This is a genomic window from Bradyrhizobium sp. 27S5 (genome assembly GCF_037217225.1).
Lineage (GTDB): Bacteria > Pseudomonadota > Alphaproteobacteria > Rhizobiales > Xanthobacteraceae > Bradyrhizobium > Bradyrhizobium septentrionale.
Window position 1 is genome coordinate 2,568,355 of record NZ_CP147714.1, and the last position, 25,667, is coordinate 2,594,021.

23 protein-coding genes are annotated in these 25,667 nt (G+C 64.8%); 17 read left to right on the forward strand and 6 right to left on the reverse strand.

Annotated elements, in window-relative coordinates; genetic code table 11:
- Positions 1 to 22: 22 nt before the first annotated feature.
- From WDM24_RS12025 to WDM24_RS12045, 5 genes are all read left to right on the forward strand, one after another.
- A complete protein-coding gene (locus tag WDM24_RS12025; RefSeq protein WP_338831369.1) occupies positions 23 to 1,339 on the forward strand; it encodes a CmpA/NrtA family ABC transporter substrate-binding protein in 1,317 nt (438 codons plus the stop codon).
- 64 nt (positions 1,340 to 1,403) lie between these two features.
- Entirely contained in the window at positions 1,404 to 2,306 is a 903-nt protein-coding gene (gene ntrB, locus WDM24_RS12030) for a nitrate ABC transporter permease (protein ID WP_338698034.1), read from the forward strand.
- Positions 2,307 to 2,317: 11 nt separating this feature from the next.
- Complete coding sequence (locus WDM24_RS12035) at positions 2,318 to 3,112, forward strand: ABC transporter ATP-binding protein (RefSeq protein WP_338698035.1); 795 nt, start codon at positions 2,318 to 2,320, stop codon at positions 3,110 to 3,112.
- Positions 3,113 to 3,214: 102 nt separating this feature from the next.
- Positions 3,215 to 3,637 (forward strand): globin family protein, encoded by a 423-nt coding sequence (locus WDM24_RS12040; RefSeq protein WP_166297889.1) that lies wholly within the window; start codon positions 3,215 to 3,217, stop codon positions 3,635 to 3,637.
- A 231-nt stretch (positions 3,638 to 3,868) separates the two neighbouring features.
- Positions 3,869 to 4,768: an SMP-30/gluconolactonase/LRE family protein gene (locus tag WDM24_RS12045; protein ID WP_338831370.1), complete on the forward strand. Its 900-nt coding sequence runs from the start codon at positions 3,869 to 3,871 to the stop codon at positions 4,766 to 4,768.
- Between the two features lie 23 nt (positions 4,769 to 4,791).
- On the opposite strand, the gene WDM24_RS12050 is transcribed toward WDM24_RS12045, so the two are convergent.
- Positions 4,792 to 5,991 carry a 3-hydroxybenzoate 6-monooxygenase gene (locus WDM24_RS12050; RefSeq protein ID WP_338831371.1) on the reverse strand — a complete coding sequence of 400 codons (1,200 nt, stop codon included), beginning with the start codon at positions 5,989 to 5,991 and terminating at the stop codon, positions 4,792 to 4,794.
- A 21-nt stretch (positions 5,992 to 6,012) separates the two neighbouring features.
- Positions 6,013 to 6,564, reverse strand: coding sequence for a MarR family winged helix-turn-helix transcriptional regulator (locus tag WDM24_RS12055; protein WP_338698041.1), 552 nt, complete (start codon positions 6,562 to 6,564; stop codon positions 6,013 to 6,015).
- 184 nt (positions 6,565 to 6,748) lie between these two features.
- Between WDM24_RS12055 and WDM24_RS12060 the strand changes: the two genes are divergently transcribed.
- From WDM24_RS12060 to WDM24_RS12070, 3 genes are read left to right on the forward strand one after another with little or no spacing between them, the layout of a single operon-like run.
- Complete coding sequence (locus tag WDM24_RS12060) at positions 6,749 to 7,723, forward strand: amidohydrolase family protein (protein ID WP_338698043.1); 975 nt, start codon at positions 6,749 to 6,751, stop codon at positions 7,721 to 7,723.
- A 58-nt stretch (positions 7,724 to 7,781) separates the two neighbouring features.
- A complete protein-coding gene (locus tag WDM24_RS12065) occupies positions 7,782 to 9,140 on the forward strand; it encodes an MFS transporter (RefSeq protein ID WP_338831372.1) in 1,359 nt (452 codons plus the stop codon).
- A gap of 56 nt (positions 9,141 to 9,196) precedes the next feature.
- The gene (locus WDM24_RS12070; RefSeq protein ID WP_338831373.1) at positions 9,197 to 9,649 is read left to right on the forward strand and encodes a DoxX family protein; all 453 of its coding nucleotides are present in this window, start codon (positions 9,197 to 9,199) and stop codon (positions 9,647 to 9,649) included.
- Positions 9,650 to 9,709: 60 nt separating this feature from the next.
- Here the strand turns inward: WDM24_RS12070 and WDM24_RS12075 are convergent, their stop codons facing one another.
- Positions 9,710 to 10,795 (reverse strand): substrate-binding domain-containing protein, encoded by a 1,086-nt coding sequence (locus tag WDM24_RS12075; protein ID WP_338831374.1) that lies wholly within the window; start codon positions 10,793 to 10,795, stop codon positions 9,710 to 9,712.
- Positions 10,796 to 10,912: 117 nt separating this feature from the next.
- Between WDM24_RS12075 and WDM24_RS12080 the strand changes: the two genes are divergently transcribed.
- The 9 genes from WDM24_RS12080 (at position 10,913) to WDM24_RS12120 (ending at position 22,821) form a co-directional block, all read left to right on the forward strand.
- Positions 10,913 to 12,397, forward strand: coding sequence for an aldehyde dehydrogenase family protein (locus tag WDM24_RS12080; protein ID WP_338832373.1), 1,485 nt, complete (start codon positions 10,913 to 10,915; stop codon positions 12,395 to 12,397).
- Between the two features lie 280 nt (positions 12,398 to 12,677).
- Entirely contained in the window at positions 12,678 to 13,517 is an 840-nt protein-coding gene (locus tag WDM24_RS12085; RefSeq protein ID WP_338831375.1) for an aldo/keto reductase, read from the forward strand.
- Positions 13,518 to 13,772: 255 nt separating this feature from the next.
- Positions 13,773 to 14,726 carry a DMT family transporter gene (locus tag WDM24_RS12090; RefSeq protein ID WP_338832374.1) on the forward strand — a complete coding sequence of 318 codons (954 nt, stop codon included), beginning with the start codon at positions 13,773 to 13,775 and terminating at the stop codon, positions 14,724 to 14,726.
- 243 nt (positions 14,727 to 14,969) lie between these two features.
- Positions 14,970 to 15,827, forward strand: a complete 858-nt coding sequence (locus tag WDM24_RS12095) for an autotransporter-associated beta strand repeat-containing protein (protein ID WP_338831376.1) — start codon at positions 14,970 to 14,972, stop codon at positions 15,825 to 15,827.
- The gene (locus tag WDM24_RS12100; RefSeq protein ID WP_338831377.1) at positions 15,734 to 18,754 is read left to right on the forward strand and encodes an autotransporter outer membrane beta-barrel domain-containing protein; all 3,021 of its coding nucleotides are present in this window, start codon (positions 15,734 to 15,736) and stop codon (positions 18,752 to 18,754) included. Before WDM24_RS12095 ends, WDM24_RS12100 begins: the two co-directional genes overlap by 94 nt.
- A 90-nt stretch (positions 18,755 to 18,844) precedes the next feature.
- Positions 18,845 to 19,927: a zinc-binding dehydrogenase gene (locus tag WDM24_RS12105; RefSeq protein ID WP_338831378.1), complete on the forward strand. Its 1,083-nt coding sequence runs from the start codon at positions 18,845 to 18,847 to the stop codon at positions 19,925 to 19,927.
- A gap of 92 nt (positions 19,928 to 20,019) precedes the next feature.
- A complete protein-coding gene (locus WDM24_RS12110) occupies positions 20,020 to 20,778 on the forward strand; it encodes an SDR family NAD(P)-dependent oxidoreductase (RefSeq protein WP_338831379.1) in 759 nt (252 codons plus the stop codon).
- A 4-nt stretch (positions 20,779 to 20,782) separates the two neighbouring features.
- Positions 20,783 to 22,042, forward strand: coding sequence for an FAD-binding oxidoreductase (locus WDM24_RS12115; protein ID WP_338831380.1), 1,260 nt, complete (start codon positions 20,783 to 20,785; stop codon positions 22,040 to 22,042).
- A 110-nt stretch (positions 22,043 to 22,152) separates the two neighbouring features.
- A complete protein-coding gene (locus WDM24_RS12120; RefSeq protein ID WP_338831381.1) occupies positions 22,153 to 22,821 on the forward strand; it encodes an amino acid ABC transporter permease in 669 nt (222 codons plus the stop codon).
- Between the two features lie 191 nt (positions 22,822 to 23,012).
- On the opposite strand, the gene WDM24_RS12125 is transcribed toward WDM24_RS12120, so the two are convergent.
- The 3 genes from WDM24_RS12125 to ppk2 all read right to left on the reverse strand — a co-directional run bounded on the left by WDM24_RS12125 (position 23,013) and on the right by ppk2 (position 25,582).
- A complete protein-coding gene (locus WDM24_RS12125) occupies positions 23,013 to 23,891 on the reverse strand; it encodes a transporter substrate-binding domain-containing protein (protein WP_338831382.1) in 879 nt (292 codons plus the stop codon).
- A 172-nt stretch (positions 23,892 to 24,063) separates the two neighbouring features.
- A complete protein-coding gene (locus tag WDM24_RS12130) occupies positions 24,064 to 24,486 on the reverse strand; it encodes a DUF6294 family protein (protein ID WP_338698063.1) in 423 nt (140 codons plus the stop codon).
- Between the two features lie 148 nt (positions 24,487 to 24,634).
- Positions 24,635 to 25,582 carry a polyphosphate kinase 2 gene (ppk2, locus tag WDM24_RS12135; protein WP_414645709.1) on the reverse strand — a complete coding sequence of 316 codons (948 nt, stop codon included), beginning with the start codon at positions 25,580 to 25,582 and terminating at the stop codon, positions 24,635 to 24,637.
- Positions 25,583 to 25,667 lie beyond the last annotated feature (85 nt).

Consider the following 25,667-nt stretch of genomic DNA (forward strand, 5'->3'; position numbering starts at 1 on the left):
GCAACGACGCAAAGGACGACCGATGACCAAGCCCACCAACAAGCCCTCAGGCCGTGGCCTCAGCCGCCGTCAGCTCCTGAAGGCAAGCAGTGGCGCCGCCGCGCTGCTCGCCGCAGCCAAGCTCAACTTTCCCGCCGGTGCATTCGCGCAAGGTGCAGGCCCCGAGGTGAAGGGCGCCAAGGTCGGATTCATTGCCCTGAGCGACGCCGGTCCGCTGTTCGTCGCCAAGGACAAGGGCTTGTTCGCCAAATATGGCGTGCCCGATGTCGATGTGCAGAAGCAGGCCTCATGGGGCACCACGCGCGACAATCTCGTGCTCGGCTCCGAAGGCAACGGCATCGACGGCGCGCATATCCTGACCCCGATGCCGTATCTGATCTCGGCCGGCAAGGTGACGCAGAACAACCAACCGACGCCGATGTACATCATGGCGCGGCTCAATCTCGATGCGCAGTGCATCTCGGTCGCAAAGGAATATGCCGACCTCAAGCTCTCGACCGACGCATCGCCGTTCAAGACGGCGCTGGAAAAGAAGAAAGCGTCGGGCAAGGCGGTGAAGGCCGCGATGACCTTCCCGGGCGGCACCCACGATCTCTGGATTCGCTATTGGCTCGCCGCCGGCGGCATCGATCCCGACAAGGATATCGAGACGATCGTGGTGCCGCCGCCGCAGATGGTCGCCAACATGAAGGTCGGCACGATGGACTGCTTCTGTGTCGGCGAGCCCTGGAATCTGCAGCTGATCCACCAGGACATCGGCTACACCGCGGTCAACACCGGCGAGATCTGGAACAAGCATCCGGAGAAGTCGTTCGCGATGCGCGCCGCCTGGGTCGACAAATATCCGAACGCGGCGAAGGCGATCCTGATGGCGGTGATGGAAGCCCAGCAATGGGCCGACAAGGCCGAGAACAAGCAGGAGCTCGCGGCAATCATGGCCAAGCGGCAGTGGATCAACTGTCCGGTCGAGGACGTCTATGACCGCACCGCGGGCAAGTTCGACTACGGCACCGGCAAGGTGGTCGAGAATTCGCCGCACATCATGAAGTACTGGCGCGACTTCGCGTCATATCCGTTCCAGAGCCACGAGCTCTGGTTCCTCACCGAAGATATCCGCTGGGGCAAGTTCGAAGCGGGATTCGATACCAAGGGCCTGATCGACAAGGTCAACCGCGAGGATATCTGGCGTGCGGCCGCCAAGGATCTCGGCGTGCCCGCATCCGAGATTCCAACCTCGACCTCGCGCGGCAAGGAGACCTTCTTCGACGGCAAGGTGTTCGATCCAGAAAATCCGGCCGCATACCTGAAGTCGCTGTCGATCAAGCGCGTGGACGTCTGATTTGAGCAGGGCTGCGCGCTCGTCGCGCGCGGCCCACCCATTTGACCACGGAGATACTTTGTCGATGTCAATGCCTGCCATGAAGACCGAAGTCACCGCAGCGATCGTTCCGGCTGCTGCAACCGCGGCGCCGGTCGTGACGATGACGCCGAAGCGGCCGCCGCGTGCCGAGACATACGCCAAGATGGCGAAGGAGGCGGCGGTGCGCGTCGTGCCGCCGCTGATCGTCCTCGCGCTGCTGCTGCTCGTCTGGGAGCTGGTGTGCCGCCGCGCCGGCTCGGCCCTGCCGCCGCCTTCGCGCGTGTTCAAGGACACCAAAGAGCTGATCCTTGATCCGTTCTTCGATCACGGTGGCATCGACAAGGGCCTGTTCTGGCACCTGTCGGCGAGCCTGCAGCGCGTCGCGTTGGGCTATTCGCTGGCGGCGATCGCGGGCATCGCGCTCGGCACGCTGGTCGGCCAGTCGGTCTGGGCGATGCGCGGTCTCGACCCGCTGTTTCAGGTGCTGCGCACGATCCCGCCGCTTGCCTGGCTGCCGCTGTCGCTCGCCGCATTCCGCGACGGCCAGCCTTCGGCGATCTTCGTCATCTTCATCACCTCGGTGTGGCCGATCATCATCAACACCGCGGTCGGCATCCGCAACATCCCGCAGGATTACCGCAACGTCGCCGCCGTGGTGCAGCTCAATCCGCTGGAGTTCTTCGCCAAGATCATGATCCCGGCGGCCGCGCCCTACATGTTCACCGGCCTGCGTATCGGCATCGGCCTGTCCTGGCTCGCGATCGTCGCGGCTGAGATGCTGATCGGCGGCGTCGGCATCGGCTTTTTCATCTGGGATGCGTGGAATTCCTCGCACATCAGCGAAATCATCCTGGCGCTGTTCTATGTCGGCATCATCGGCTTCGTGCTCGACCGCCTGATCGCGGGATTGGGCAAGATCGTGACCCGCGGCACGGCTGCGAATTGAGGGGACAAGTCATGCAGGCCTATCTGAAGCTCGACCACATCGACAAGATTTTTACCCGCGGCAGCGCCACCACGGAGGTTCTGAAGGACATCAACCTGACGATCCAGAAGGGTGAATACGTCTCGATCATCGGCCATTCCGGCTGCGGCAAGTCGACCTTGCTCAACATCGTCGCGGGCCTCACCGGCACCACCAATGGCTGCGTGCTCTTGGAGAACCGCGAGGTCAATTCGCCGGGGCCCGACCGGGCCGTGGTGTTCCAGAACCACAGCCTGCTGCCGTGGCTGACCGTCTACGAAAACGTCAAGCTCGGCGTCGACAAGGTGTTTGCCAAGACCAAGAGCAGGGCGGAGCGCGACGCCTGGGTGATGCACAATCTCAGCCTGGTGCAGATGGCGCACGCCAAGGACAAGCGGCCGAGCGAGATTTCGGGCGGCATGAAGCAGCGCGTCGGCATCGCGCGTGCACTCGCCATGGAGCCGAAGGTTCTGCTGCTCGACGAGCCGTTCGGCGCGCTCGACGCGCTGACCCGGGCGCATCTGCAGGATTCGGTGATGGCGCTGCATCAGAAGCTCGGCAACACCATCCTGATGATCACCCACGACGTCGACGAAGCCGTGCTGCTGTCGGACCGTATCGTCATGATGACCAACGGCCCGAGCGCACGGATCGGCGAGGTGCTCGAGGTGCCCTTGGCGCGCCCGCGCAAGCGGCTCGAGCTCGCGAACAACCCCGGCTATCTGAAGTGCCGGCAGCGCGTGCTCGAATTCCTCTATGAGCGCCACAGCTTCGTCGAGGCGGCTTGAAGATCATGTCGACATCAGGCGTTTCGGTCTTGAACCGAAACGCCGTGGTCCACGACCAATGCTCGGATTTTGCAAAGTCATTCAGAACCACGGAGAGTTGAAATGAATCCGGCCCAAATCAAGCTGGTTCAGGATAGCTTTGGCAGGGTCGCCCCGATTGCGGAGCAAGCCGCGGTCATTTTCTACGATCGCCTGTTCGAAGTCGCGCCCGCCGTGAAGGCGATGTTTCCGGCAGACATGAAAGAGCAGCGCAAGAAGTTGATGACGACGCTCGCCGTCGTCGTCAACGGGCTGAGCAATCTCGACGCGATCCTGCCCGCCGCGAGTGCACTCGCCAAACGCCATGTCGGCTATGGCGCCAGGCCCGAACATTATCCGGTGGTCGGCGGCGCATTGTTGTGGACGCTGGAGAAGGGCCTCGGTGATGGCTGGACGCCTGACGTCGCCGCCGCGTGGACCGCGGCCTACGGCACGTTGTCCGGTTACATGATTTCGGAAGCCTACGGCGCGCAGGCGGCGGAGTAGGAAGGCCGCATAGGCACCGGCTGCTGCGGACCAAGCCGCAGCTGGCGGCGGCGAACTGAAGCCTTCCGCGTCGCTGCGAGGACCTGTCCGGTCCGGCCATCGCCCAAGCGGATAGGTGGATTGCTTCGCGGAGCCTGTCATCCGGCGGCGCTTTGCGCCGACCGGGTGGCTCGCAATGATGCAGGCAAGCAACTAAGGTTCGCCCGCTCCGCCAATGGGTGAACCAAAAAAATGATGTTCCTGGAAACGCCGCCGAAACTGATCCCGACCGAGATCTTCTCCGCAGTTCCCGCCGAGTTTCGCCGCAAGGTGGCGAGCGAATGGGCCGACGCCAACCGGCCGGGCGCGGTGACCGACTGCTTCATCGAGGGGCCGTCGTTCGATGCTGCGGGAAATCTCTACATCGTCGACATTCCGTTCGGCCGCATCTTCAGGATCGCGTCGGACAAGTCATGGTCGCAGGTCGCCGAATATGACGGCTGGCCGAACGGGCTGAAGATCGACGCCAAGGGCCGCATCCTGATTGCCGACTATCGGCACGGGCTGATGGAGCTCGATGCCGGATCGGGCAAAGTCACGCCGCTGCTGCGTTCGCGCAATTCGGAATCGTTCCGCGGCTGCAACGATCTGCACATTGCCTCCAACGGCGACATCTATTTCACCGACCAGGGCCAGACCGGCCTGCACGATCCGACCGGCCGCGTCTACCGCCTGCGCGCGAGCGGCGCGCTCGACTGCCTGATCGACACCGGCATCAGCCCGAACGGCCTGGTGCTCGATCCGCACGAAGCGGTGTTGTTCGTCGCGATGACGCGGGACAATGCGGTCTGGCGCGCGCCGTTCATGAAGGACGGCAGCGTGTCCAAGGTCGGCCGCTTCTGCTCGCTGTTCGGCCCGAGCGGTCCCGACGGTATGACGATGGACAGAGCCGGGCGGCTGTTCGTCGCGCACGCCTCGCTCGGCCATGTCTTCGTGTTTGCGCCGAACGGCGAGTGCGTCGCCCGGATCAAGTCCTGCGCCGGACAAAGCTGCACCAATGTCGCGATCGGCGGCGCCAACCGCGACCGGCTCTACATCACGGAATCGCTGACGGGGTCGGTGCTGGTCGCCGACATCAGCGGGCTCGGCTGATCCGTCTATCCGGCAATCATCGCCTATGCAGCGAGGTTCGGACGCTCAGGAAAGGGCGAGTCGTACAGCCACGCCAGATTATCGCAGAACTGCTCGAGGCTGGTGTCGCGGATCAGCTGATTGCGCAGCAACGCGTGCACGCCGGCCGGATGATAGACATGGGTGCCGAGTTCGCGCGCCTGCAGCTGAACCCGCGCCGTGCGCATCAGCCGAACCTGTCGGTATTTCTCCAGCGCGTGTTCGAAGGCATCAGGTGTTGCGCCCAGTAACTCCGCGAGCCAGACCGCGTCCTCCAGTGCCATGCAGGCGCCTTGCGCGAAATATTGCAGCATCGGCTGCGCGGCGTCGCCGAGCAGGACCACGCGTCCGTCGACCCAGCGTTCGGTTGGATCGCGATCGCAGGTCACCCACGCCTTCCAATCCTTGCCGTGGTGAATGATCGCCTTGGCGCGCGGATGGACATCGCGAAAGCCCTCAAGCACCTCCTCATGGGTGACCGGCCTGGCGGCAAAGGCTTCCGGCGGGTCGTTGTGGCAGGTGATGGCAAGGTTGAACACCTTCCAGCCCGAGAGCGGGTAGTGCACCAGATGGCACTTGGCGCCGGCCCATAGGGTCGCGGCGTTCCAGCGCAGATCCTCCGGCATCTGCTCGGTCGGAATCACCGATCGATAGGTGGTATGGCCCGCGATCCGCGGCGGGCCGTCATCGACCATCTGCTGACGGATCCGGGACCTCAGCCCGTCGGCGCCGATCAGGAGGCAGCCTTTGACACGCTCGCCGGATTTCAGCCGCGCGACGACGGCCGCGCCGTCCTGGTCATATCCAACGACATCGCAATCGCTGCGCAGCGTGATGCCGGGATGCGCCTCGCATGCGCGCAGGAAGATGCCGTGCAGATCGCCGCGATGGACCACCGCATAGGGATTGCCGAAGCGCCGGCGGAAATAGCTGGTCAGATCGATGCTGGTGATCTCTTCCGCCGAGATCGCGTCCATCAGCCGCAACTGGTCGATGAACACCGCGATCGCGCGGGCGGCATCGCCGAGCTCGAGATGGTCGAAGGCATGGAAGGCGTTCGGGCCGAGCTGGATGCCGGCGCCGATCTCCTGATAGCGCGGCGCGCGTTCCAGCACGGTGACCTGAAATCCCTTGCGGGCCAGCGCGACCGCCGCGGCCAGTCCGCCAATGCCGCCGCCTGCAATGATGATCGGATCCCTGCGCATGTCCTCTCCCTGAAGTTGGTGCTATTTCCTCGGTATCTTGCGTCGACGGCCGGTCGTCCCCTTGGCGTCGGACTTCTGTTCGTGGGCATCTTTCGACGCCGCGGGGTGGGGCACCTCGATCAGACCGGCCTCGACCTCTTGCTCGAGCCGATCGAGATTCTTGTAGAGTTCGACCAGCACCTGCTTGAGCTCGGCAGCTTCCTTCGCCGACATCGCGCCGGTTGCGACCTCTTCATAATATTGCGCGATCGGCATCAGCCGGCCGGCGAGCTCGGCGCCCTTCGGCGTCAGCGCGACCTGCAGGCTGCGCTGGTCGTTCTCCGGCCGGTCGCGCGTCAGGAGGCCGGCGCGGCTCATCTCGGCAACGATGCGCGACAGGGTCGAGACGTCGGCCGACGTCAGTTCGGCGATTTCGCCGAGCCGCAGCGGCTGTCCCTGCTCCGACAGCGCGGCAAGCACGCGGTACATCGGCAGCGTCAACTTCTCGTGACGGATCACGCGAACGAACAGATCGCCCATCCGCACGCCGAGCCGGGCGAGCAGATAGGGCAGCGAATTCGAAAATCGGTACATGGGCTTAGGTCCGGGCTTCATTCCTGGTGGCAGACGTCCGCCCGGAATAGCCGTCGGTCCTCGCATCGACAACAGTTGCATCTCAATCATTTGCATTTGCAATTTTATCATTGACAAATAATTGGACCGGATGGTTTGCTCTGTCAACACGGAAACGAGGGCACCAGCCCGAAGGGAGCAACCAATGCAGGGAAAGATCGCGCTGGAAGAGCACTTCGCCATCGAGGAAACGGTTCGCGACAGCGCGGGCTTCTCGCCGGCCGATGACTGGGTCGAGCTCAAGGCCCGGCTGCTCGACATCCAGGACCGCCGCCTTGCCGAGATGGACGCGCACGGCATCGAGCTGATGCTGCTGTCGCTCAACGCGCCGGCGATCCAGGCTATCCCCGACCGCAGCCGCGCGCTGGAGCTGTCGCGCCGCGCCAATGATTTCCTCGCCGAGCAGGTGGCGCGGCGGCCGCAGCGCTTCCAGGGCCTGGCTGCGCTGCCGATGCAGGACCCGGAGGCCGCCGCGCGCGAGCTCGATCGCTGCGTGAGTGCGCTGAAATTCCGCGGCGCGCTGGTCAACGGCTTCAGCGAGGTCGAAGGCCACGACGGCGCGGTCTACTACGATCGCAAGGAGTTCTGGCCGTTCTGGTCGGACGTCGAGCGCCTCGACGTGCCGTTCTATCTGCACCCGCGCAATCCGCTGGCGAAGGATGCCGCGATCTACGAGGGCCATCGCTGGCTGATGGGGCCGACCTGGGCCTTCGGCCAGGAAACCGCGGTGCACGCGCTGCGCCTGATGGGCTCGGGGCTGTTCGATGCTTATCCGCGGCTGCAGATCATCCTCGGTCACATGGGCGAAGGCCTGCCGTATTCGATGTGGCGCGTCGACAACCACAACAAGTGGATGCGCGCGCAGAACGTCTATCCCGCCAGGCGCAAGATCGCCGATTACTTCCGGGAGAATTTCTACATCACGACATCAGGCAATTTCCGCACCCAGGCGCTGATCGACGCGATACTCGAGATCGGCGCCGACCGCATCCTGTTCTCGGCCGACTGGCCGTTCGAGAACATCGACCATGCCGCCGAATGGTTCGACACCGCGACCATCGCCGAAGGCGACCGTCTCAAGATCGGCCGCGACAACGCGCTCCGGCTGTTCAAGCTCTAACGACACGCTGTGCCAACCTGCCGCAGAGCAGGGCGCATCATCAACAAGGGAGGAAACCGTGGGCACTTCGCCCGATATCGACGTGCACGAGGAATTGTCCGGTGCGGCCATCGGTCGGCTGCACATCGTGCTCGGCATCCTGATCACGCTGATCACGCTGTTCGACGGTTATGACACGTTCAATCCCGCCTATGTCATCCACTACGTGGCCAAGCCCTGGGGACTGTCGCCGAGCCAGGCGGGGCTGCTGGTGAGCTCGGGCCTCGTCGGATTCCTGTTCGGCGCGGTCGGACACGGCACGGTCGCCGACCGGCTCGGCCGGCGCGGCACGCTGCTGGCCGGGCTCTGGGTCGTCAACCTCTTCACGCTCTTGACTGCAACGGTCGCGAGCGACTTCTGGAGCTTCTGCGCGCTGCGCTTCGCGACCGGCCTCGGCCTAGGCGTGTTGTTGCCGCTGGGCACGACCTTCGTCAACGAACTGGCGCCGCGCCGCGTCAGCAACGCGTTCTCGCTGTGGGGCGTCACACTTGGCTGGTCGCTCGGCGGCGTCTGTGCCGGGCTCGTCGGCGTCTATCTGACGCCGCATTATGGCTGGCAGATCCTGTATTATCTCGGCGCGCTGTCGATCCCGCTGACGTTTGTGGCGCACGCAGTGCTGCCCGAAAGCCCGCAATTCCTGGCGGCGCGGCGCCGCACCGAGGAACTGCGCATGCTGCTCGCGCGGCTTCGCCCGGAGCGGGCCGCCGCCTATCGCAACGCGACCTTTGCCTCAGCCGGCGCCGCCAGCGTGTCGAACCCGATCGCGGCGCTGCTGAGCCCGCGCTATCGCCGCGTCTCGCTGACGATCTGGATCACCGCATTCCTGAGCCTGTTCGCGATCTTCGGCCTCACCGGCTGGATCCCGACGGTGATGCAGAAGCGCGGCGAGACCTTTGCGGCGTCGTTCGGCTTCGGCGCGCTGATGCAGGCGATGTCGTTCGTCGGCGGGCTCACGCTTGCGATGCTGGCCGACCGCAATCTGTCGCTGACGCCGCGCTACCTCGCCACATGGTGGCTCGCCGGCGGCACTGCCGTGCTGGCGCTGGTGTTCGTCAGCGGTCACGGCGTCAATCTCGCGATCGTCGCCGTCGCCGGCTTCTGCATCATCGGCGCGCAGCACGTGCTCAACAATTTCACCGCGGGCTCGTACGAGACGCTGCTGCGCGCCAGCGGCGTCGGCATGGAATTGGGCGTCGGCCGGGTCGGCGCGATCCTCGGTCCCTATGTGATCGGACTGCTGCAACAGATGACCGGCGGGCCCGACATCGTGTTCTGGGTGATCGGCGGTGCCGCGATCGTCGGCGCCTTCGCGATCGGCTCGCTTGGCCTCGCCGCCGCGGCCCGGCCCGCGGCCATCGATACTGCGCCCGCGGAGTGACGACGGATCCATATCAAACGCCGCATAGGCAAGTTTAGAACCAACGGAGACAACGCATGTCCACGACAACTCACATTGCGGCCGATGACAAAGCCGCGCGGCTTTCCACTTCCTGGGTCCTGCTGTTTGCCCGGCTCGCTATTGCGCCGCTGTTTCTCTACAGCGGCATCGGCAAGCTGATGGCTTTCTCTGCGACCGCAGGACGCCTCGGCGGCGCCGACGGCATCGGCGCGGTTCTTGCGGCCAGCGCGACGGCGGTCGAGCTCGGCTGTGGCATCGCGCTCGTGCTCGGCCTGTTCGCGCGCCAGGCGGCCATCGTCCTGTTTCTGTTCACGATCGCCGCGACGCTGATGTTTCACAATTTCTGGGCCGCGCCGGAGGCGCAGGTCGTGACCCAGACCATCAACTTCCTGAAGAATCTCGGCCTGCTCGGCGCGCTCGCGTTGATCGCGGTCTACGGGCCCGGGAGCTATGCGGTTGGTGCGGGGACCGGCGTGAAGTGCACCTAGCTTCGCCAGACGATCCGCTTTCGAGGCACGCCGAGTCCAGCCGCCACCGCGCGTGGCTGATCAGCGGTCGGAATGCATCTTCTCGAGAAACTCCTTCACGCCGCTGACGGCGCCGGTATTCGAGGCGACATAGCCGGGTAGGGCGCCCACCGCCTTGTGAAACTCGCTGCTCTTCATGATGTCGAGCACCCGCTGCATCGGCTCGGTCTCGAGGAACGCACGCTTGCAGACGAAGAAGTAATCTTCCGTGAGCAGGCGGATGAAATCGAGGCCGAATTGCCGGGCGGCGGCCTCGACGCCAAAACTCGCATCCGCCATGCCGCTTGCGACATAGGCGGCGACCGCGGCATGAGTGAACTCCATGTGCTGGGCGCCGTTGATCTTGCTTTCCGGGATCTTGTGCTGCGCCAGCAACTGATCGAACAGCATCCTGGTGCCGGAATCATGGTCGCGGTTGACGAAGCGGGCCTTGCGGTCGACCAGGTCCTTCAGCGAGGTGATCTTCAAGGGATTGCCGCGCTTGACCATCAGGCCCATCTCGCGCGTCACGAAATTGATCACGCGGTCCTCGCGCGGATCGAGCCATTCCCGGCAGGCCTTGATGCCCTGCGCCCGCAACTCGCCGCGCGGCAGATGCACGCCGGAGAGATCGCAGGCGCCCTGCGCCAGCGAGACCAGCGAGTTCTGGTTGCTGACGTAACGCAGATCGACGCCGACGCCGCCCTCGCGATCGAGGAATTCGCGCAGCTTGGAGACCGCGAAGCCGTGGCTGGCATGGACGCGGATCACTGACGGCCGCTGCTCCAGGAACGGCTTGATCTCGGTGACCAGTTCCTGCGCGAGGTTCTCGAGCTGCAGCCCGAGCCGCGCCTGCATGCGTTCGCCGGCCCACACCAGCTTCTCGCCGAACGGCGTCAGCTTCGAGCCCTTGCCGCGCTGGGTTTCCACCAGCGGCACGCCGAAGAATTCGGTCCACTGCTCGATCAGGTTCCAGACATGGCGATAGGACAGATGCGCATCGCTGGCGGCGCTGGTGATCTTCCCGGTCTTCCTGATCTCGTTGAGGATGCCGAGCATCACCACCGCGGTCTGTGGTGAATTCTCTTTCCGAAAGCGCCAGACGGTCTCGATCTCGATCTGCAGCATCGTGGTCACCACTTATGAAGTTGACTTCATATCCTGGTATACCAATAGGCACAAGATATCATATTTACTGCCGATCAAAGCCTCCTAGGTTGGAGCACAACACCAGGAGGAAATATGATGTCGGTTGCATATGACTATGAGCGCGACGCCCGCCACACCCCGACCGTCCGGGACGAGTTGCTGCTGATCGACGGCGCCCGCGTCCGCTCGCTCTCGGGAAAAACCTTCAAATCGCTCAATCCCGCCACCGAGCAGGTGATCGCCGTGATCGCCGAAGGCAATGAGGCGGATGTCGACCGCGCGGTCGCCGCCGCCCGCCGCGCTTTCGAAGGACCTTGGCGCACCATGCGTGCCGCCGAGCGCGGCCACATTCTCCTGCGATGGGCCGAGCTCTTGAAGCAGCACGCCGACGAGATCGCAGCGCTCGAGAGCCTCGATGCCGGCAAGCCGATTGCAGCCGTGCTGCGGCAGGATCTTCCGGCCGCCATCGACACGCTGACCTATTATGCCGGCTGGGCCGACAAGATCAGCGGCGATGTCGTCTCGACGCGCGACGACGCGCTGACCTATACGGTGCGTGAGCCGGTCGGCGTGGTCGCCGCGATCGTGCCGTGGAATTTCCCGCTGATGATCGGCATGTGGAAGCTGGCGCCGGCGCTGGCCTGCGGCTGCACGGTGGTGATGAAGCCGGCCGAGCTGACTTCGCTGTCGGCGCTGCGGATCGGCGAGCTGGCGCTCGAGGCCGGGTTGCCGAAGGGCGTGCTCAACATCGTGACCGGTCCCGGCCGCGTCGTCGGCGACGCGCTGGTCAATCATCCCGACGTCGACAAGGTGACGTTCACCGGCTCGCCCGGTGTCGGCCGCGGCATCATGAAGGGTGCCGCCGGCAATTTCAAACGTGTCTCGCTCGAGCTCGGCGGCAAGTCCGCCAATGTGATCTTCGACGATGCCAATCTCGAAGCCGCCGCCAAGGCCGCCGCCGCCGGCATCTTCTTCAACGCCGGGCAGGTCTGCTCGGCCGGCTCGCGCGTGCTGGTGCAGGAGAAGGCCTATGACGAGTTCGTGGAACGCCTGGTCGCCCGCGCCGAAGGCCTGCGCATCGGCGATCCCGCGGATCGCGCCACCGTGCTCGGGCCTGTCATCTCCGAGAAGCAGATGCGCTCGATCCTCGATTATGTCGAGATCGGAAAGAATGAAGGTGCGCAGCTCGCCACCGGCGGCGAACGGGTGGGCGACCGCGGTTATTTCATCAGCCCTGCGGTGTTCGCCAATGTCGCGCACGAGATGCGCATCTCGCAGGAGGAGATATTTGGCCCCGTCGTCAGCGTGATCAAGTTCAAAGACGAGGCCGACGCGCTGCGCATTGCCAACGGCACCGCCTACAGCCTCGCCGCCGGGGTCTGGAGCGCCGATATGGGCCGCGTGCAACGCTTCGCCAAAAAGGCCCGCGCCGGCACGGTGTGGATCAACACCTACGGCTACACCGATGTGCGGTTGCCCTGGGGCGGCGAGCGCGACTCCGGCCTCGGCCGCGAGCACGGCACCGCCGCGCTCGACAATTTCACCGAGCCGAAGGCAGTGTGGATGAATCTTAACGTGTGACCGCGCGTAACGCGGGCATCACGGGCGCGGATCGGAGGATCCGCGCTGATGAGATTGTACGAGGGCGCACCACAAACAGCTGTCGTCCCGGCGAAGGCCGGGACCCATACGCCGCACCAGTTGTAGTGAACGGGACTCGTCGTTCCAGCGACGCTCAACAATATCATTTTGTGGTTATGGGTCTCGGCCTTCGCCGGGACGACGGTGTGGAGACATTGTCGCCCGTTTGCTTTATCGTCCTGCGCGGGGCCAAAAGCGAACCACGCAAGACGAGGCGATCGTGCAGACAAAAAAGTTCGGCAACAACGGCCCGCAGGTCTCGGTGATCGGGCAGGGCACCTGGTATCTCGATCGCGGTGACCGCAAGACAGCCGTCGCTGCGCTGAAGCGCGGCATTGATGCCGGCATGACGCATATCGACACCGCCGAGATGTATGGCGACGCCGAGCTCGTGATCGCGGACGCGATCGCTGGCCGGCGTGATGAGCTGTTCCTGGTCTCGAAGGTCTTGCCGAGCAACGCCTCGCGGCGCGGCACCATCACCGCCTGCGAGCGCTCGCTGAAGCGGCTGAAGACCGATCGGCTCGATTGTTATCTGCTGCACTGGCGCGGAACCTATCCACTTGCCGAGACGGTCGCCGCCTTCGACGAATTGATCGCCGCGGGCAAGATCCGCTCCTGGGGCGTCAGCAATTTCGACGCAGACGATCTCGATGAACTGCGCGATGTCGCGGGCGAGGGCAAGATCGCCTGCAACCAGGTGCTCTACCATCTGCGGGAGCGCGCCATCGAGCACGCCGTGATCCCGTGGTGCGAACAGCATGGCGTCGCCGTCGTCGCCTACTCGCCGTTCGGCCACAATGATTTTCCCGCGCCGTCGAGCAAGGGTGGAACGGTTCTGCAATCGATCGCGGAGGCGCATCAGGCGACGCCGCGCCAGGTCGCACTGAGCTTCCTGACGCGGTTGCCGTCGGTGCTCACGATCCCGAAGGCGTCGAATGCGGAGCATGCCGCGGAGAACGCAGCGGCAGGAACGCTCAAGCTCAGTGACATCGAGATATCAGCGCTCGACAAGGCGCTCCCGCGCGGGCCAAAGCCGCGCTCGCTGCCGATGCTCTGAACGGGATGCGCAAAATCAGAGGTTTGCGCCGCTTCGCTCCACACAGTTCTTAACAAACTGTTGCAGTTGCGGCCGCGCACCGGCTGCGGCAGGCCGTCGCGCACCCCGATGCATATCGGAGTCCCGTTTTCGGGCATTGTCCTTGCGGCGGAATTGGCGTTTTGTGACAGCAGCAGATTTCCCCTTGTTGCTTTCGAGATTGCCGTGACTCCGCCTCCCGCAGCCGCCGCCAGGCTGGACAGCGTTTCATTTCCATTGCCCGAGAAGACGGCGCCCGCAACGATAAGCATCGCGCAAAAGGCGCTTGCGCGCACCGACCGGCCGTTCAAGGGCATTGCGCTGATCCTGTTGTCGACGGTGTTTCTCGGTACCTCCGACGTGACAGCGAAATATCTGTCGAAGACGCTCCCCCCGATCGAGATCACCTGGATCCGCTTCGTGGTGTTCGCGCTGATCATGGTGCCGGCGATGCTGCCGGGCTCGCCGTTGTTCGCGCTGCGCAGCAACCGTCCCGGGCTGCATGTGTTGCGCGGCGCTGCGTTGCTCGGCTCGTCCCTGATCTTCATCACCGGCTTGAGCTTCCTGCCGATCGCGGAGGCCTCCGCCACCAGCTTTGTGTCGCCGCTGTTCGTCACCGCGCTGTCGATTGCATTCCTCGGCGAGCGGGTCGGCATGCGCCGCTGGATCGCGACCGCGGTCGGCCTCGCCGGCGTGTTCATCATCCTGCGGCCGGGCACCAGCGCTTTCCATCCCGCCGCGATCTTTCCGATCGTCTCCGCGCTGGCCTGGGCCGGCACGCTGATCCTGACGCGCATGATGAGCGGCAGCGAGCGCCCGATTACGGTGATGACTTATTCGTCGATTGTCGGCGTCGCCATCGTCAGCGCGCTGGTGCCGTTCGTCTGGGTCGCGCCGAGCTGGCACGACGTCATGTTCGGCATCCTGATCGGCGTCGCGTCCACTGTCGGACAGTGGATCGTGGTGCTGGCGTTCCGTTATGGCGATGCCTCGGTGCTCGCGCCGTTCTCCTACACGCAGCTGCTGTGGGTCAGCATTCTCGGCTTCCTGATCTTCGGCGAACTGCCGGACAGCTGGACCATCCTCGGCGCCGGCTTCATCGTCGCCTCGGGCCTCTACACCGCGCATCGCGAGCGAATCCGCCGCTCGCAATTGCTAACCGTGGCGAGCGAGCCGTCGCCCAACGCCTGACCGCGGTACCGCAAATCATGCGCTGGTTGCGAACGCAGCCTCCGCTAACGTTGCGCGGGTACAACAGCCGGGCCGAAACTTCGATTTCCGGAAGGCGCAATCGAAGGATTTTGGAAACAATCGGCAATCGCGCAGTTCGCCGCATGCTAACCTGACCCCAACAGCGCCGCAGAGCGCTTGGGGGCAGTGCACGTGCATTTTGGTTTGTTCTTTGTCTTGTTGGGTCGGTCGTCTCGTCGTGCGGTGGCCTCGGCGGCCTTTGTCTCGGCGGCCGTCAGCCTGTTTCCGGTCAGCCCGGCACAGGCCCAGAGCTTCACCTGGGGCGGCAGCGGCAGCACGACGAGCAGCGCCGACTACCAGCTCCCGACCAACTGGTCGACGACTTCGCCTGGCGCGCCGCCGATCCTCCCGACCCAATCCGCCATTTTCGATTCGATGGGATCGGCGACGGTCACCATCGGCCCTGGTCCGATGCTGCCGGACTCCTGGACCTTCACCGCCAATTCGCAGTCGTACACGATCAGCGGCAACCCGGTTGGCTTCGCTGTGACGGGGCCGAGCGGCGGTCTGATCAACCGGGCCAACAGCGGCCAGACCATCACCATCAGCGCCAACATCAACGACGGCCTTGCGCCCGGGGTGATGGTGCAGCAACTCGGCAACAGCACGCTGGTGCTCGCAGGCACCAATGGCTACACCGGCGGCACGCTGATCTCGGCCGGCACCGTGCAGGTGACCAATGCGGATTCGGTCGGCACAGGCACCATCACGCTCAACGGCGGCACCTTCCAGATGCAGTCGCCGACCGTCTCGAGCGTCGCGTTCTCCAACAACATCGCGGTCAACGCCGCCGGCGGCACGGTCGATGCGAACGGCGCGCAGGTCAATCTGCTGGGCGTCATCGCCGACGGTGCCGGCGGCGGCGTGCTGCGACTGATCGACTCCTCCGCGTCAGGATTCTCCAACATTCGGCTCTCCGGTGTGAACACTACAGCGGAGGCACGCTGGTGGTCGATACGACCGTCGTCGTCACCAACAACAAGTCGGTCGGGTCAGGCACGGTCACGCTGGACAATGCGGCGTTCCAGGCCGACGGCCTGAGCAACCTGACCTTCAGCAACAATTTCAGGATCAACACGTCGCCGATCGGCAGCGCGATCGACGCCAACGGCGCGATCCTTACGATCGCCGGCAACATCGCCGATGGCAACGGCCCCGGCAAGCTGACGGTGCTGGACAGCTCGGGCGGCCTCGGCCGTGTGGTGCTATCAGGCACCAACACCTATACCGGCGGCACCACGATCTGCGATTGCGCGACGCTGCAACTCGGCGACGCCACCCATACCGCCTCGATCGTCGGCGAGGTCACCGTCGACGGCAAGTTCGACATCGTCAACGCGAACACGTCTGGAATCACCAAGATCGTCAACGACGGCTTCAATGGAATTGCCACCACGACGTTCTACAATGCGACGTCGGCGTCGACAGCGACGATCGTCAACCAGAATTTCGCCATCACGGAGTTTCGCGACAGCAGCACCGCGGGCAATGCCACCGTGAGCAACACCAACGGTGCGCTCACGATCTTCCGCGACACGAGCTCCGCCGGCAGTGCCACGTTCACCAACAGCACTGGCGGCGCCGTGGTGTTCGGCGACGCGCTTGGTCCTCCTGGTGGCACCGACACCAGCACGGCCGCCAAGGCCGTGATCGACAACCATAGCGGTGGCAGCGCCGTGTTCCTGGGCCACACCAATGCGGGCCAGGCGACCATCATCAATCGCGATAGCGGTTTGACCGAGTTCTTCGAATTCTCGTCGGCTGCGTCGGCAACGATTATTGTCGAAGCCAATGGCGGTCTCGGCTTTGTCCAACACAGCACTGCGGCGAACGCCACGATCGACAATAGCGGCACTACGATTTTCGGTGGGTTTAGCGGTGTTGACACGCCGACCGCGGGCAATGCCAATATCACCAACCGTTCCGGCGGCGCGCTGTACTTTGAGCACTATGCGACGGCCGGCAACGCCACCATCACGACCGAGAGCGGCGGCACGGTCACCTTCCTCGGCAATTCGACAGGCGGTACCGCGCAGTTCATCACCCAGGGAACCGGCTCTGTGGACTTCGGCGGCACCGTTGGTCCGAATGGCGACGGCCGCATCGCGGCAGGTTCGATCGCAGGGTCGGGCACCTACTACATCGGCGGTGGCAACACGCTGACCGTCGGCGGCGACAATCTGTCGACCACTGTCAGCGGCGTGATCGCCGATCACAGTTTTTGTTGCTTCCTGGTCCGGGATGGCAATCTGGAGAAGACCGGCAGCGGCACGCTGACCCTGTCGGGCTTCAACACCTATTCGGGCACCACCACGGTCAATGGCGGCATACTGCAAGTCGACGGCGGGATCGCTTCGTCGTACCTGACCACCGTGAATGCCGGCGGCACGCTCTCGGGCATCGGCACCGTCAACAATACGACGATCGCAAGCGGCGGCATCCTGCTGCCCGGCAATGCGACGCCAGGCACTTACCTGACCGTGGGAGGCAATCTCGCGTTCCAGTCCGGTGCGCTGTACCTGGTGAGCATCGGCTCGACCGCATCGACATCAGCCAAGGTGACGGGCACCGCGACGCTTGCCGGTTCGGTCGGCGTCAGCGCCGCCGCCGGCAGCACGGTTGCCAAGCAATACACCATCCTGTCGGCGGCCGGCGGCCGCAGCGGAACGTTTGCAGGCGTCGATTCAACCGGGCTGCCGTCCAATCTCGTGGCGACGCTCGGCTACGACGCGAATAACGCCTATCTCAATTTCGCGCTCGATTACGGCGCGGCATCGAAGCTCAACATCAATCAGCAGAACGTCGCCACCACGCTGCAGAACTTCTTCAATGCCAATGGCGGCATCAGTGCGGTGCTCGCGGGGCTCTCGCCGAACGGCCTGACCCAGGCCTCGGGCGAGGGCGCGACCGGATCGCAGCAGACGACGTTCAATGCGATGAACCAGTTCCTCGGCCTGTTGACCGATCCGTTCGTCGCCGGACGCGACGGTAGCTTCGGTGGTGGCGCGGGCGCCATGCCGTTTGCCGAGGAGAGCGCGGCGCTGGCTTACGCGGCGCGCAAGACCTATCCGCGCGATGCGCTGGCCGCGATCTATGCCAAGGCGCCGCCGCAGCAGGTCGACTTCGCGCAGCGCTGGAGCGTGTGGGCGGCCGGCTATGGCGGCTCGCAGGTGACCAGCGGCAACGCGGTGCTCGGCTCTAACAACACCACGAGCAGCCTCTCAGGCACCGCGGTCGGCGCCGACTACCGCTTGTCGCCGAACACCATTGCCGGCTTTGCGCTCGCCGGTGGCGGCACCAGTTTCAGCGTCAACGGCCTCGGCTGGGGCCGTTCGGATCTGTTCCAGGCCGGCGGCTTCGTCCGCCACAGCGTCGGCGCGGCGTATTTGAGTGCGGCGCTCGCCTATGGCTGGCAGGACATCACCACGGACCGGATCGTCACCGCCGCAGGCGCCGATCACCTGCGCGCCAACTTCAATGCCAATGCGTGGTCGGGCCGGCTCGAGGGCGGCTATCGATATGCGACGCCATGGATTGGGCTCACGCCTTACGCCGCCGCGCAGTTCATCAGCTTCGAGCTGCCGAACTACGCCGAGACCGTGGTCTCCGGCGGCGGCGCCTTCGCGCTCAACTATGCCGCAAAGAGCGTCACCGACACCCGCAGCGAGCTCGGCCTGCGCTCCGACAAATCCTTCGCGGTCGACGGCGGCATCGTGACGCTGCGCGGCCGCCTCGCCTGGGCGCATGACTTCAACCCGGACCGCAACGTTGGCGCCGTGTTCCAGACGCTGCCGGGGGCAGCCTTCGTGGTCAACGGTGCGGCGCAGGCGAGCGACTCCGCGCTGACCACGGCCTCGGCCGAGCTGAAGTGGCGCAACGGCTGGTCGGCGGCCGCGACCTTCGAAGGCGAATTCTCCAGCGTCACGCAATCCTATGCCGGCAAGGGTGTGGTGCGTTACGCCTGGTAAGACTCCTGCACTTGCGTTTTCGCCTGAAGCGGCTATCCCTTCCTGAAGAAAACGCAACAATGAGTGGGCCAAACCCACGCGGGAGGTACGATGCGCGCAGCGATCTTCAGGAACGGCGAGATTGTCGTAGGCACCATGCCGGAACCGAAACCGGGCGCCGGGCAAGTGCTGGTCAAATCGCTCGCCTACGGCATCTGCGGTTCCGATCTGCACGCGCGCAAGCACGCCCACCGCATGGTGGAGCTGAGCAAGTTCCTTCCGGGACGTACGCCGATGGATCTGTCGCGCGACGTCGTGTTCGGCCACGAGTTCTGCTGCGAGATCCTCGATTACGGCGCTGATACCACGCGCAAGCTGAAGCCGGGCACGCGGGTGTGCTCGCTGCCGGCGGTGCTGACGCCGGAGGGCCCCAAGGGCATCGGCTATTCCAACGATTATGTCGGCGCCTATGCCGAACAGATGCTGCTCAGCGAGCCGCTGCTGCTCGAAGTGCCGAACGGGCTTGCCGCCGAGCACGCCGCGCTGACCGAGCCGCTTGCGGTCGGCGTGCATGCGGTGGCGATGGCCAACATCAGAGGCGGCGAGGTGCCGCTGGTAATCGGCTGCGGGCCGGTCGGCCTTGCGGTGATCGCGGCGCTGAAGATCAAGGGGATCGGCCCGATCATTGCCGCCGATTACTCGCCGGCGCGGCGCCTGCTCGCCGAGAAGATGGGCGCCGATGTCGTGGTCGATCCTGCCAGGACGCAGCCCTATGCGAGCTGGGCCGAGCACGCCCAGATGACGGAAGCGGAGAAGGCGGCGCGGCCGCCGATGCAGGCGCTGCTGCCGCCGCTGAAACCCGCGCTGATCTTCGAATGCGTCGGCGTGCCCGGCGTGTTGCAGCAGGTGTTCGAGGGCGCGCCGCGCAGCGCCCGCATCGTCGTGGTCGGCGTCTGCATGGAGACCGACAAGTCCGAGCCGATGCTCGGCATCATCAAGGAGCTCAACGTCCAGTACGTGCTCGGCTATACGCCGGAGGAGTTTGCTTATTCGCTGCGCCTGATCGCGGAAGGCCAGGTTGATGCCGCCTCGCTGGTCACCGGCCGCGTCGGCATCGACGGCGTCGCGCAGGCCTTTGCCGACCTCGCCAATCCCGAGGCGCACACCAAGATCCTGGTCGAGCCGTGGCGGTAGTTAGCGGTGAGCGCATGGTGGCGCACGGTTTGCATTTCATGACACCGAACCTATAGTTCGTTGTCCCTGGAATACTGACAGCCCAGCACCTCATGCGCGTTTCAATCATCACGGGAGGCGGCTCCGGCATCGGCGCCGCGATTGCACGCCGGCTCGCCGGCCCCGATCAGTGCCTGATGCTGCACGGACAGGGCGCCGAGGCCGCCGGGCTGGCGCGGCTGAATTCGGTTGCGGAGGAATGCCGCAGCAAGGGCGCCAAGGTCGAGCTTCTCACCGGCGATCTCGCCAGGGCCCGCGCGGGCGCGGCACTGGTCGCGGCAGCGCGCACGGCGTTCGGGCCGATTGATGCGATCGTGCACGCTGCCGGCTTTGCCGACCGCCGCGACTTCGCCAGCCTGCCGCGCGAGGCGCTGGAGCGCGCGTTTGCGGTGATGGCGGCCGCGTTCCACGAAATCGCGGCGGCCGCGCTGGCCGACCTCGCGCGCAGCGCAAAGGGCCGCGTCGTCGCGGTCTCGAGCTTCGGGCCGCATCGTTTCGTGCCCGGCGCCACCTATCCGGGATCGGCCGCGGCGAAGGCCGCGCTCGAGGTGCTGGTGAAATCGCTGGCCATCGAGCTCGCCGCATCCGGCGCCACCGCCAACGCCGTGATGCCCGGCTACACCCGCAAGGACCCCGGCCTGTTCGGCGCGCTTGACATCGCGACCTGGGAGCGCGTGGCGAAAGCCAATCCGATGCAGCGCCTCGCCGAGCCCGACGAGGTTGCCGCCGTCGTCGCATTCCTGCTGTCGCCGGAAGCGGGCCACGTCACCGGCGCCACGCTGCCGGTCGATGGCGGCCTGACCTTGATGTGACGGCATGAGCGAGGGCGTTGCTGCGCAACAAGCTGACGTCGTCGTGCTCGGCGCCGGCATGGTCGGCGTCTCGGCAGGCCTCGCCGCGCGGCAGCGCGGGCTCTCCGTCATCATCGTCGACCGCCGCGAGCCGGGTAGTGAAACCTCCTACGGCAACGCCGGCATCATCTCGTCGGGCTCGATCCTGCCGCTCAACACGCCATCGCTGCTGAAGAACCTGCCGAAATATCTCACCAACACGCATCCGGCGCTGCGCTGGAATCTGCCGTGGGCGCTCGCCAACGCTGGCTGGGTGATCCGCTTCCTCGCCGCCGCGACACCGTCGCAGACCAAACCGCGTGCCGCCGCGCTGCACGGCCTGATCGGCACCTCGCTGCAACTGCATCGCGACTGGATCGTGCGGGCCGGCGCCGGCCATCGCATCCGCGAGACCGGCTGGCTCAAGGCCTGGCGCAGCGATGGGCTCGCGGCCGCCAGGGCCGAGCAGGCGGCGCTCGCCGAATTCGCCATCAAAAGCGAGGTGCTGGATCGCCAGGCGATCTCCGCGCTCGAGCCTGGCATTATCCCTGCCTACAGCACCGGCCTGCTCCACACCCAGACGGCATCGGTGGATTCCCCCGGCGCGGTGGTGAAGGCCTATGCGCAGATGCTCGCCGGTCACGGCGGCACAGTCAGGCAATCCGAAATCCGGCGGATCGAGCAGCAAGGCGACGGCTGGCGCGTGCAGCTTGCCGACGGCGAGATCGCCACGCGCCATGTCGTGGTCGCGCTCGGCCCGTGGTCGGCCGAATTGCTGCGGCCGCTCGGCTATCGGGTGCCGCTGGCGTTTGAGCGCGGTTGTCACCAGCATTTCGTGCCGAACCAGGCACGCAAATTGCTGCGGCCGATCCATGATGCGGAGGGCGGTTTTCTGATGACGCCGATGGAGCAGGGCATTCGCGTGACCAGCGGCGTCGAGCTCACCGCGCGCGACGCGCCGTCGAATTATGCGCAGCTCGAGGCGGTGGTGCCGATGGCGCGCAGCGTGGCCGAATTCGGCGATGCCATCGGCGAGCGCTGGCGCGGCGCGCGGCCGACATTGCCCGACAGCCTGCCGATGATTGGCCCGGCGCCGCGGCATCGCGGCCTCTGGCTCGCCTTCGGCAACCAGCATATCGGCTTCACCACCGGCCCGGGAACAGGCGCCGCGGTTGCGGCGATGATCGCGGGCGATGCGCCGCCATTCGACGTGAAGGCGTTCTCGCCGGACCGGTATATCGCGTGACTCGCGTGAGGCCGCCTGCGATGCTGAGGCGTCCAAAGCGTTTTCGAGCGAAGTGGGCACCGGTTCGCGTGAAGAAAACGCGTCAAAACTAGAGTCAACCGAGGGGCAGGATGAACTACGTTTGGGATTTCGCGATCCTTGGCAAGTACAGCCACCTGTTCTGGCTCGGGCTCGGCTGGACCATGGTCTACACGATCGGCACCATCATCTTAGGCACCTTGATCGGCCTGATCGTCGGCATGCTGCGGCTGCGGCGGATTCCCGTGATCGACTGGCTTCTGATCGCCTATATCGAATTGTTTCGCTGCACGCCGCTGCTGGTGCAGATCATCTGGTTCTACTACGCGTTTCCGGTCGTGATCGGCGTCAACATCCCGGCGCATGTCGCGGCCGTCAGTGTGCTCTCGCTCTATGGCGGCGCATTCTATGCCGAGATCGTGCGCGGCTCGATCGAGAGCGTGCCGGTCGGACAGTGGGACGCGGCGAAGGCGCTCGGCTTCCGCGGCTGGCGGCTGATGCGGCTCGTGATCCTGCCGCAGGCGCTGAAGCCGATGATGGCGCCCTACGTCAACCAGTCGGTGACGCAGCTGAAGAACACCTCGCTGGTCTCGATCATCGCGGTGCCCGACCTCGTCTACAACGCGACCTTGATCAACGCCGACACCTACCGGCCGCTCGAGGTCTACACCATCGTGGCGCTGATCTATTTTGCGATCCTGTTCCCATCGACGCTGGTGGCGCGGCGACTGGAGCGCGGGCTGACGTACGACAAGGTGTGAGTAGCTCTTAGATGCTCCGGCATCGGCGGTTCACCTCTCCCGCTTGCGGGGGAGGTCGCGGTGCATCGAAGATGCACTGCGGGTGGGGGCTCTCTCCAAGGAAAGAGCGCCGCTTGTGGCGATACCCCCACCCCGACCCTCCCCCGCAAGCGGGAGAGGGAGCGCAGTGCCGATGTTGGCGCAGCCTTACCTCAAATACTCAACTCCACCGGCACGTCCTCCGGCTTGACGCCGGCAAGCCCGAGGCCCTTGACGAACCATTCGCGCATCTGGCCGATGCCCCGGTTGTAGTCGACCCACACCGAGAGGAAGTCGCGCCAGCGCTTGTCGCCCTCGCGGCGCACCGCCATGCCGCTCGCGATCGTCACCGAGGGCGAGGCCAGGATCTTGTAGGTGCCGAGATTCGGGTTCTTGGCGATCGCGGTCAGGCCGAGCACCAGCGCGTTGACCACGCAATCGACGCGGCCCGACGACATTTCCAGCATCACCTCGTCGCGCGACTTCAGCGACTTGATGGTGGCGTTCGGCGCGAAGCGCCGCGCCACCGCCTCGTTGGCCGAGCCGACGTCGACCGCGATCCTGACCTCCGGCTTGTTGATGTCGGCCCAGGTCTTGGCCTCCAGCCCCTTCTTCAGCATCGCGCCGAACGGATGCGGGAACACCAGATTGGTGAAATCGACCACCAGTGCCCGCTGCGGCGTCGGGTTGAGCGCGAAGCCGAGATCGATCTTGTTGGCCTGCAGATCGAGAATTGAATTGCCATAGGTCGATTCGACATACTCCAGCTTGACGTCGAGCAGCTTTGCCAGGTCGTTGGCCATCTCGATCGAGAAGCCGGACCAGGTGCCGGAGGCGAGATCCTTGTTGAAATAGGGCAGCTCGCCCGGCAGCACGGCGATCCGCAGCACCTTGTTGGCGCGGATACGATCCAGCGTGTTGTCGGCAGGCGTCTGCGCCGCGGCCGGGGTTGCCATCGCGGCGACCAGCGCGGCGCCGCTGCCGATCCCGAGCGCATAGCGCAGCGCGTCACGGCGATCTTCGGAAATTGTGATGTCGTCGGATTGAGTCAAGCGGGCCTCCCTGCACCAGATCGGGGAAGCCTAGCGTCGGGATTTGGCCGCAGCAATAGTACGGGCCTGCGCCAATAGTAGGCGAGGCGAGGGCGCGGTTGCCCATGTTCTGAACTTCACCTCTCCCGCTTGTGGGGAGGTCAAATAAGGCCTCGAACCGCGCCCTTTGGGCTTAGCAACGATAGGTCATGTTCGCCCCTGTGACCGAAGAAAAGAAAACGGCGGGGAAGCTTAGTTCGGCGACCCAATCGAGCACTTGGTTGTCGGTCTGGGTTTCGGGGCTTGAAAGGTGTGGAAACTGAAAAAGGACCGTCCCGTGAATATCCAAAAGAACGAGACGATCGATAACCCAAACATCACCGTCGTCAGTTGAGAAAAATTTTGCCAACAATTCCGCTGTTCCGTCAGAACGAAGCCTGAGAGTTGGGCCGTTGTTCAGGGTGCCGTTCAAGAAGCCGGACAGCTTGCAATCGCCATAACGGATAGGCGCGCTCCAACTGAGGTCAAGGGTTTGGACAGCATGTGTCGCAACACCCTTATGAGCTTCTGGCTGGTCGGTCGATGAACTCTTGCTTTCGCGATGTTCCTTCAACATAGCCTAGGCCTCCTTTTAGCCCGCGAATTGCGGGCAACCTCTGGTTTAAGGGGGGTGTGCAAGAAGACCAGTGAGATGCCTCACAATCTACAATCGCGATTTAGTGATCTTCCCCCGCAGCAGGGGGCGGAGCGTGCATGTGGTTAGATCAATACCGTCCCGGCACGTACATCTCCGGCGGGATCGGGCCGCGGTGATAGTCGGGGTTGCGCACCCGCGGCGGCAGCACGACCGGCTGGTGTACGACCTGCTGATACGGGATCTGGCTCAGCAGATGCGAGATGCAGTTGAGCCGGGCGCGCTTCTTGTCGACGGCGTCGACGATCCACCACGGCGAGTCCTGCAGATGGGTGCGCTCCAGCATCGTCTCCTTGGCCTTGGTGTACTGCTCCCAGCGGGTGCGCGCCTCGACGTCCATCGGGCTCAGCTTCCACTGCTTCAGAGGGTCATGGATCCGCATCGAGAAACGGAACGCCTGTTCCTCGTCGGTGATCGAGAACCAGTATTTCAGGAGGATGGTGCCGGAGCGGATCAGCATGCGCTCGAATTCCGGCACCGAATTGAAGAATTCCTCGTACTGCTCGTCGGTGCAGAACCCCATCACCTTCTCGACGCCGGCGCGGTTGTACCAGCTGCGGTCGAACAGCACCATTTCGCCGCCGGCCGGCAGATGCGACACGTAGCGCTGAAAATACCATTGCGTGCGTTCGCGCTCGTTCGGCGCCGGCAGCGCCGCGACGCGGCAAATGCGCGGGTTGAGCCGCTGGGTGATGCGCTTGATGACGCCGCCCTTGCCGGCGGAATCGCGACCCTCGAACAGCACCACGACCTTCTTCTTCTCGTGCTGCACCCAGTCCTGCAGCTTCACCAGCTCGCCCTGCAGCCGCAGCAATTCGCGGAAATAGATCTTGCGGTCGATCGACGGATGTCCAGCGGCCCCGTCATGGTCGAGCCCGTTGAGCCTGTCGTCGTCGAGCTCAAGCTCAAGTTCCTCATCGAGGCTGTCGGCCATCTCCTGGTGGATGCGGGCGCGCAAGGCTTCGTCGCGCAAGGCTTCATCTCGGGAGGCTTCGTCGGTGAGGTGGGGGGCGGTCATGCAGGTCCGTCTTTCAGTGTGTTAGATGGATCGACGGGAGCATTGACGGGCGATGTTACCCCTCTATGACAATGGCATGACCGCT

What these genes read in the sequence shown, in the direction of transcription:
- WDM24_RS12025 (WP_338831369.1), top strand. Translation starts at nt 23, where the DNA reads ATGACCAAGCCCACCAACAAGCCCTCAGGCCGTGGCCTCAGCCGCCGT.
- ntrB (WP_338698034.1), top strand. Translation starts at nt 1,404, where the DNA reads ATGTCAATGCCTGCCATGAAGACCGAAGTCACCGCAGCGATCGTTCCG.
- WDM24_RS12035 (WP_338698035.1), top strand. Translation starts at nt 2,318, where the DNA reads ATGCAGGCCTATCTGAAGCTCGACCACATCGACAAGATTTTTACCCGC.
- WDM24_RS12040 (WP_166297889.1), top strand. Translation starts at nt 3,215, where the DNA reads ATGAATCCGGCCCAAATCAAGCTGGTTCAGGATAGCTTTGGCAGGGTC.
- WDM24_RS12045 (WP_338831370.1), top strand. Translation starts at nt 3,869, where the DNA reads ATGATGTTCCTGGAAACGCCGCCGAAACTGATCCCGACCGAGATCTTC.
- WDM24_RS12050 (WP_338831371.1), bottom strand. Translation starts at nt 5,991, where the DNA reads ATGCGCAGGGATCCGATCATCATTGCAGGCGGCGGCATTGGCGGACTG.
- WDM24_RS12055 (WP_338698041.1), bottom strand. Translation starts at nt 6,564, where the DNA reads ATGTACCGATTTTCGAATTCGCTGCCCTATCTGCTCGCCCGGCTCGGC.
- WDM24_RS12060 (WP_338698043.1), top strand. Translation starts at nt 6,749, where the DNA reads ATGCAGGGAAAGATCGCGCTGGAAGAGCACTTCGCCATCGAGGAAACG.
- WDM24_RS12070 (WP_338831373.1), top strand. Translation starts at nt 9,197, where the DNA reads ATGTCCACGACAACTCACATTGCGGCCGATGACAAAGCCGCGCGGCTT.
- WDM24_RS12075 (WP_338831374.1), bottom strand. Translation starts at nt 10,795, where the DNA reads ATGCTGCAGATCGAGATCGAGACCGTCTGGCGCTTTCGGAAAGAGAAT.
- WDM24_RS12080 (WP_338832373.1), top strand. Translation starts at nt 10,913, where the DNA reads ATGTCGGTTGCATATGACTATGAGCGCGACGCCCGCCACACCCCGACC.
- WDM24_RS12105 (WP_338831378.1), top strand. Translation starts at nt 18,845, where the DNA reads ATGCGCGCAGCGATCTTCAGGAACGGCGAGATTGTCGTAGGCACCATG.
- WDM24_RS12110 (WP_338831379.1), top strand. Translation starts at nt 20,020, where the DNA reads ATGCGCGTTTCAATCATCACGGGAGGCGGCTCCGGCATCGGCGCCGCG.
- WDM24_RS12115 (WP_338831380.1), top strand. Translation starts at nt 20,783, where the DNA reads ATGAGCGAGGGCGTTGCTGCGCAACAAGCTGACGTCGTCGTGCTCGGC.
- WDM24_RS12120 (WP_338831381.1), top strand. Translation starts at nt 22,153, where the DNA reads ATGAACTACGTTTGGGATTTCGCGATCCTTGGCAAGTACAGCCACCTG.
- WDM24_RS12130 (WP_338698063.1), bottom strand. Translation starts at nt 24,486, where the DNA reads ATGTTGAAGGAACATCGCGAAAGCAAGAGTTCATCGACCGACCAGCCA.
- ppk2 (WP_414645709.1), bottom strand. Translation starts at nt 25,582, where the DNA reads ATGACCGCCCCCCACCTCACCGACGAAGCCTCCCGAGATGAAGCCTTG.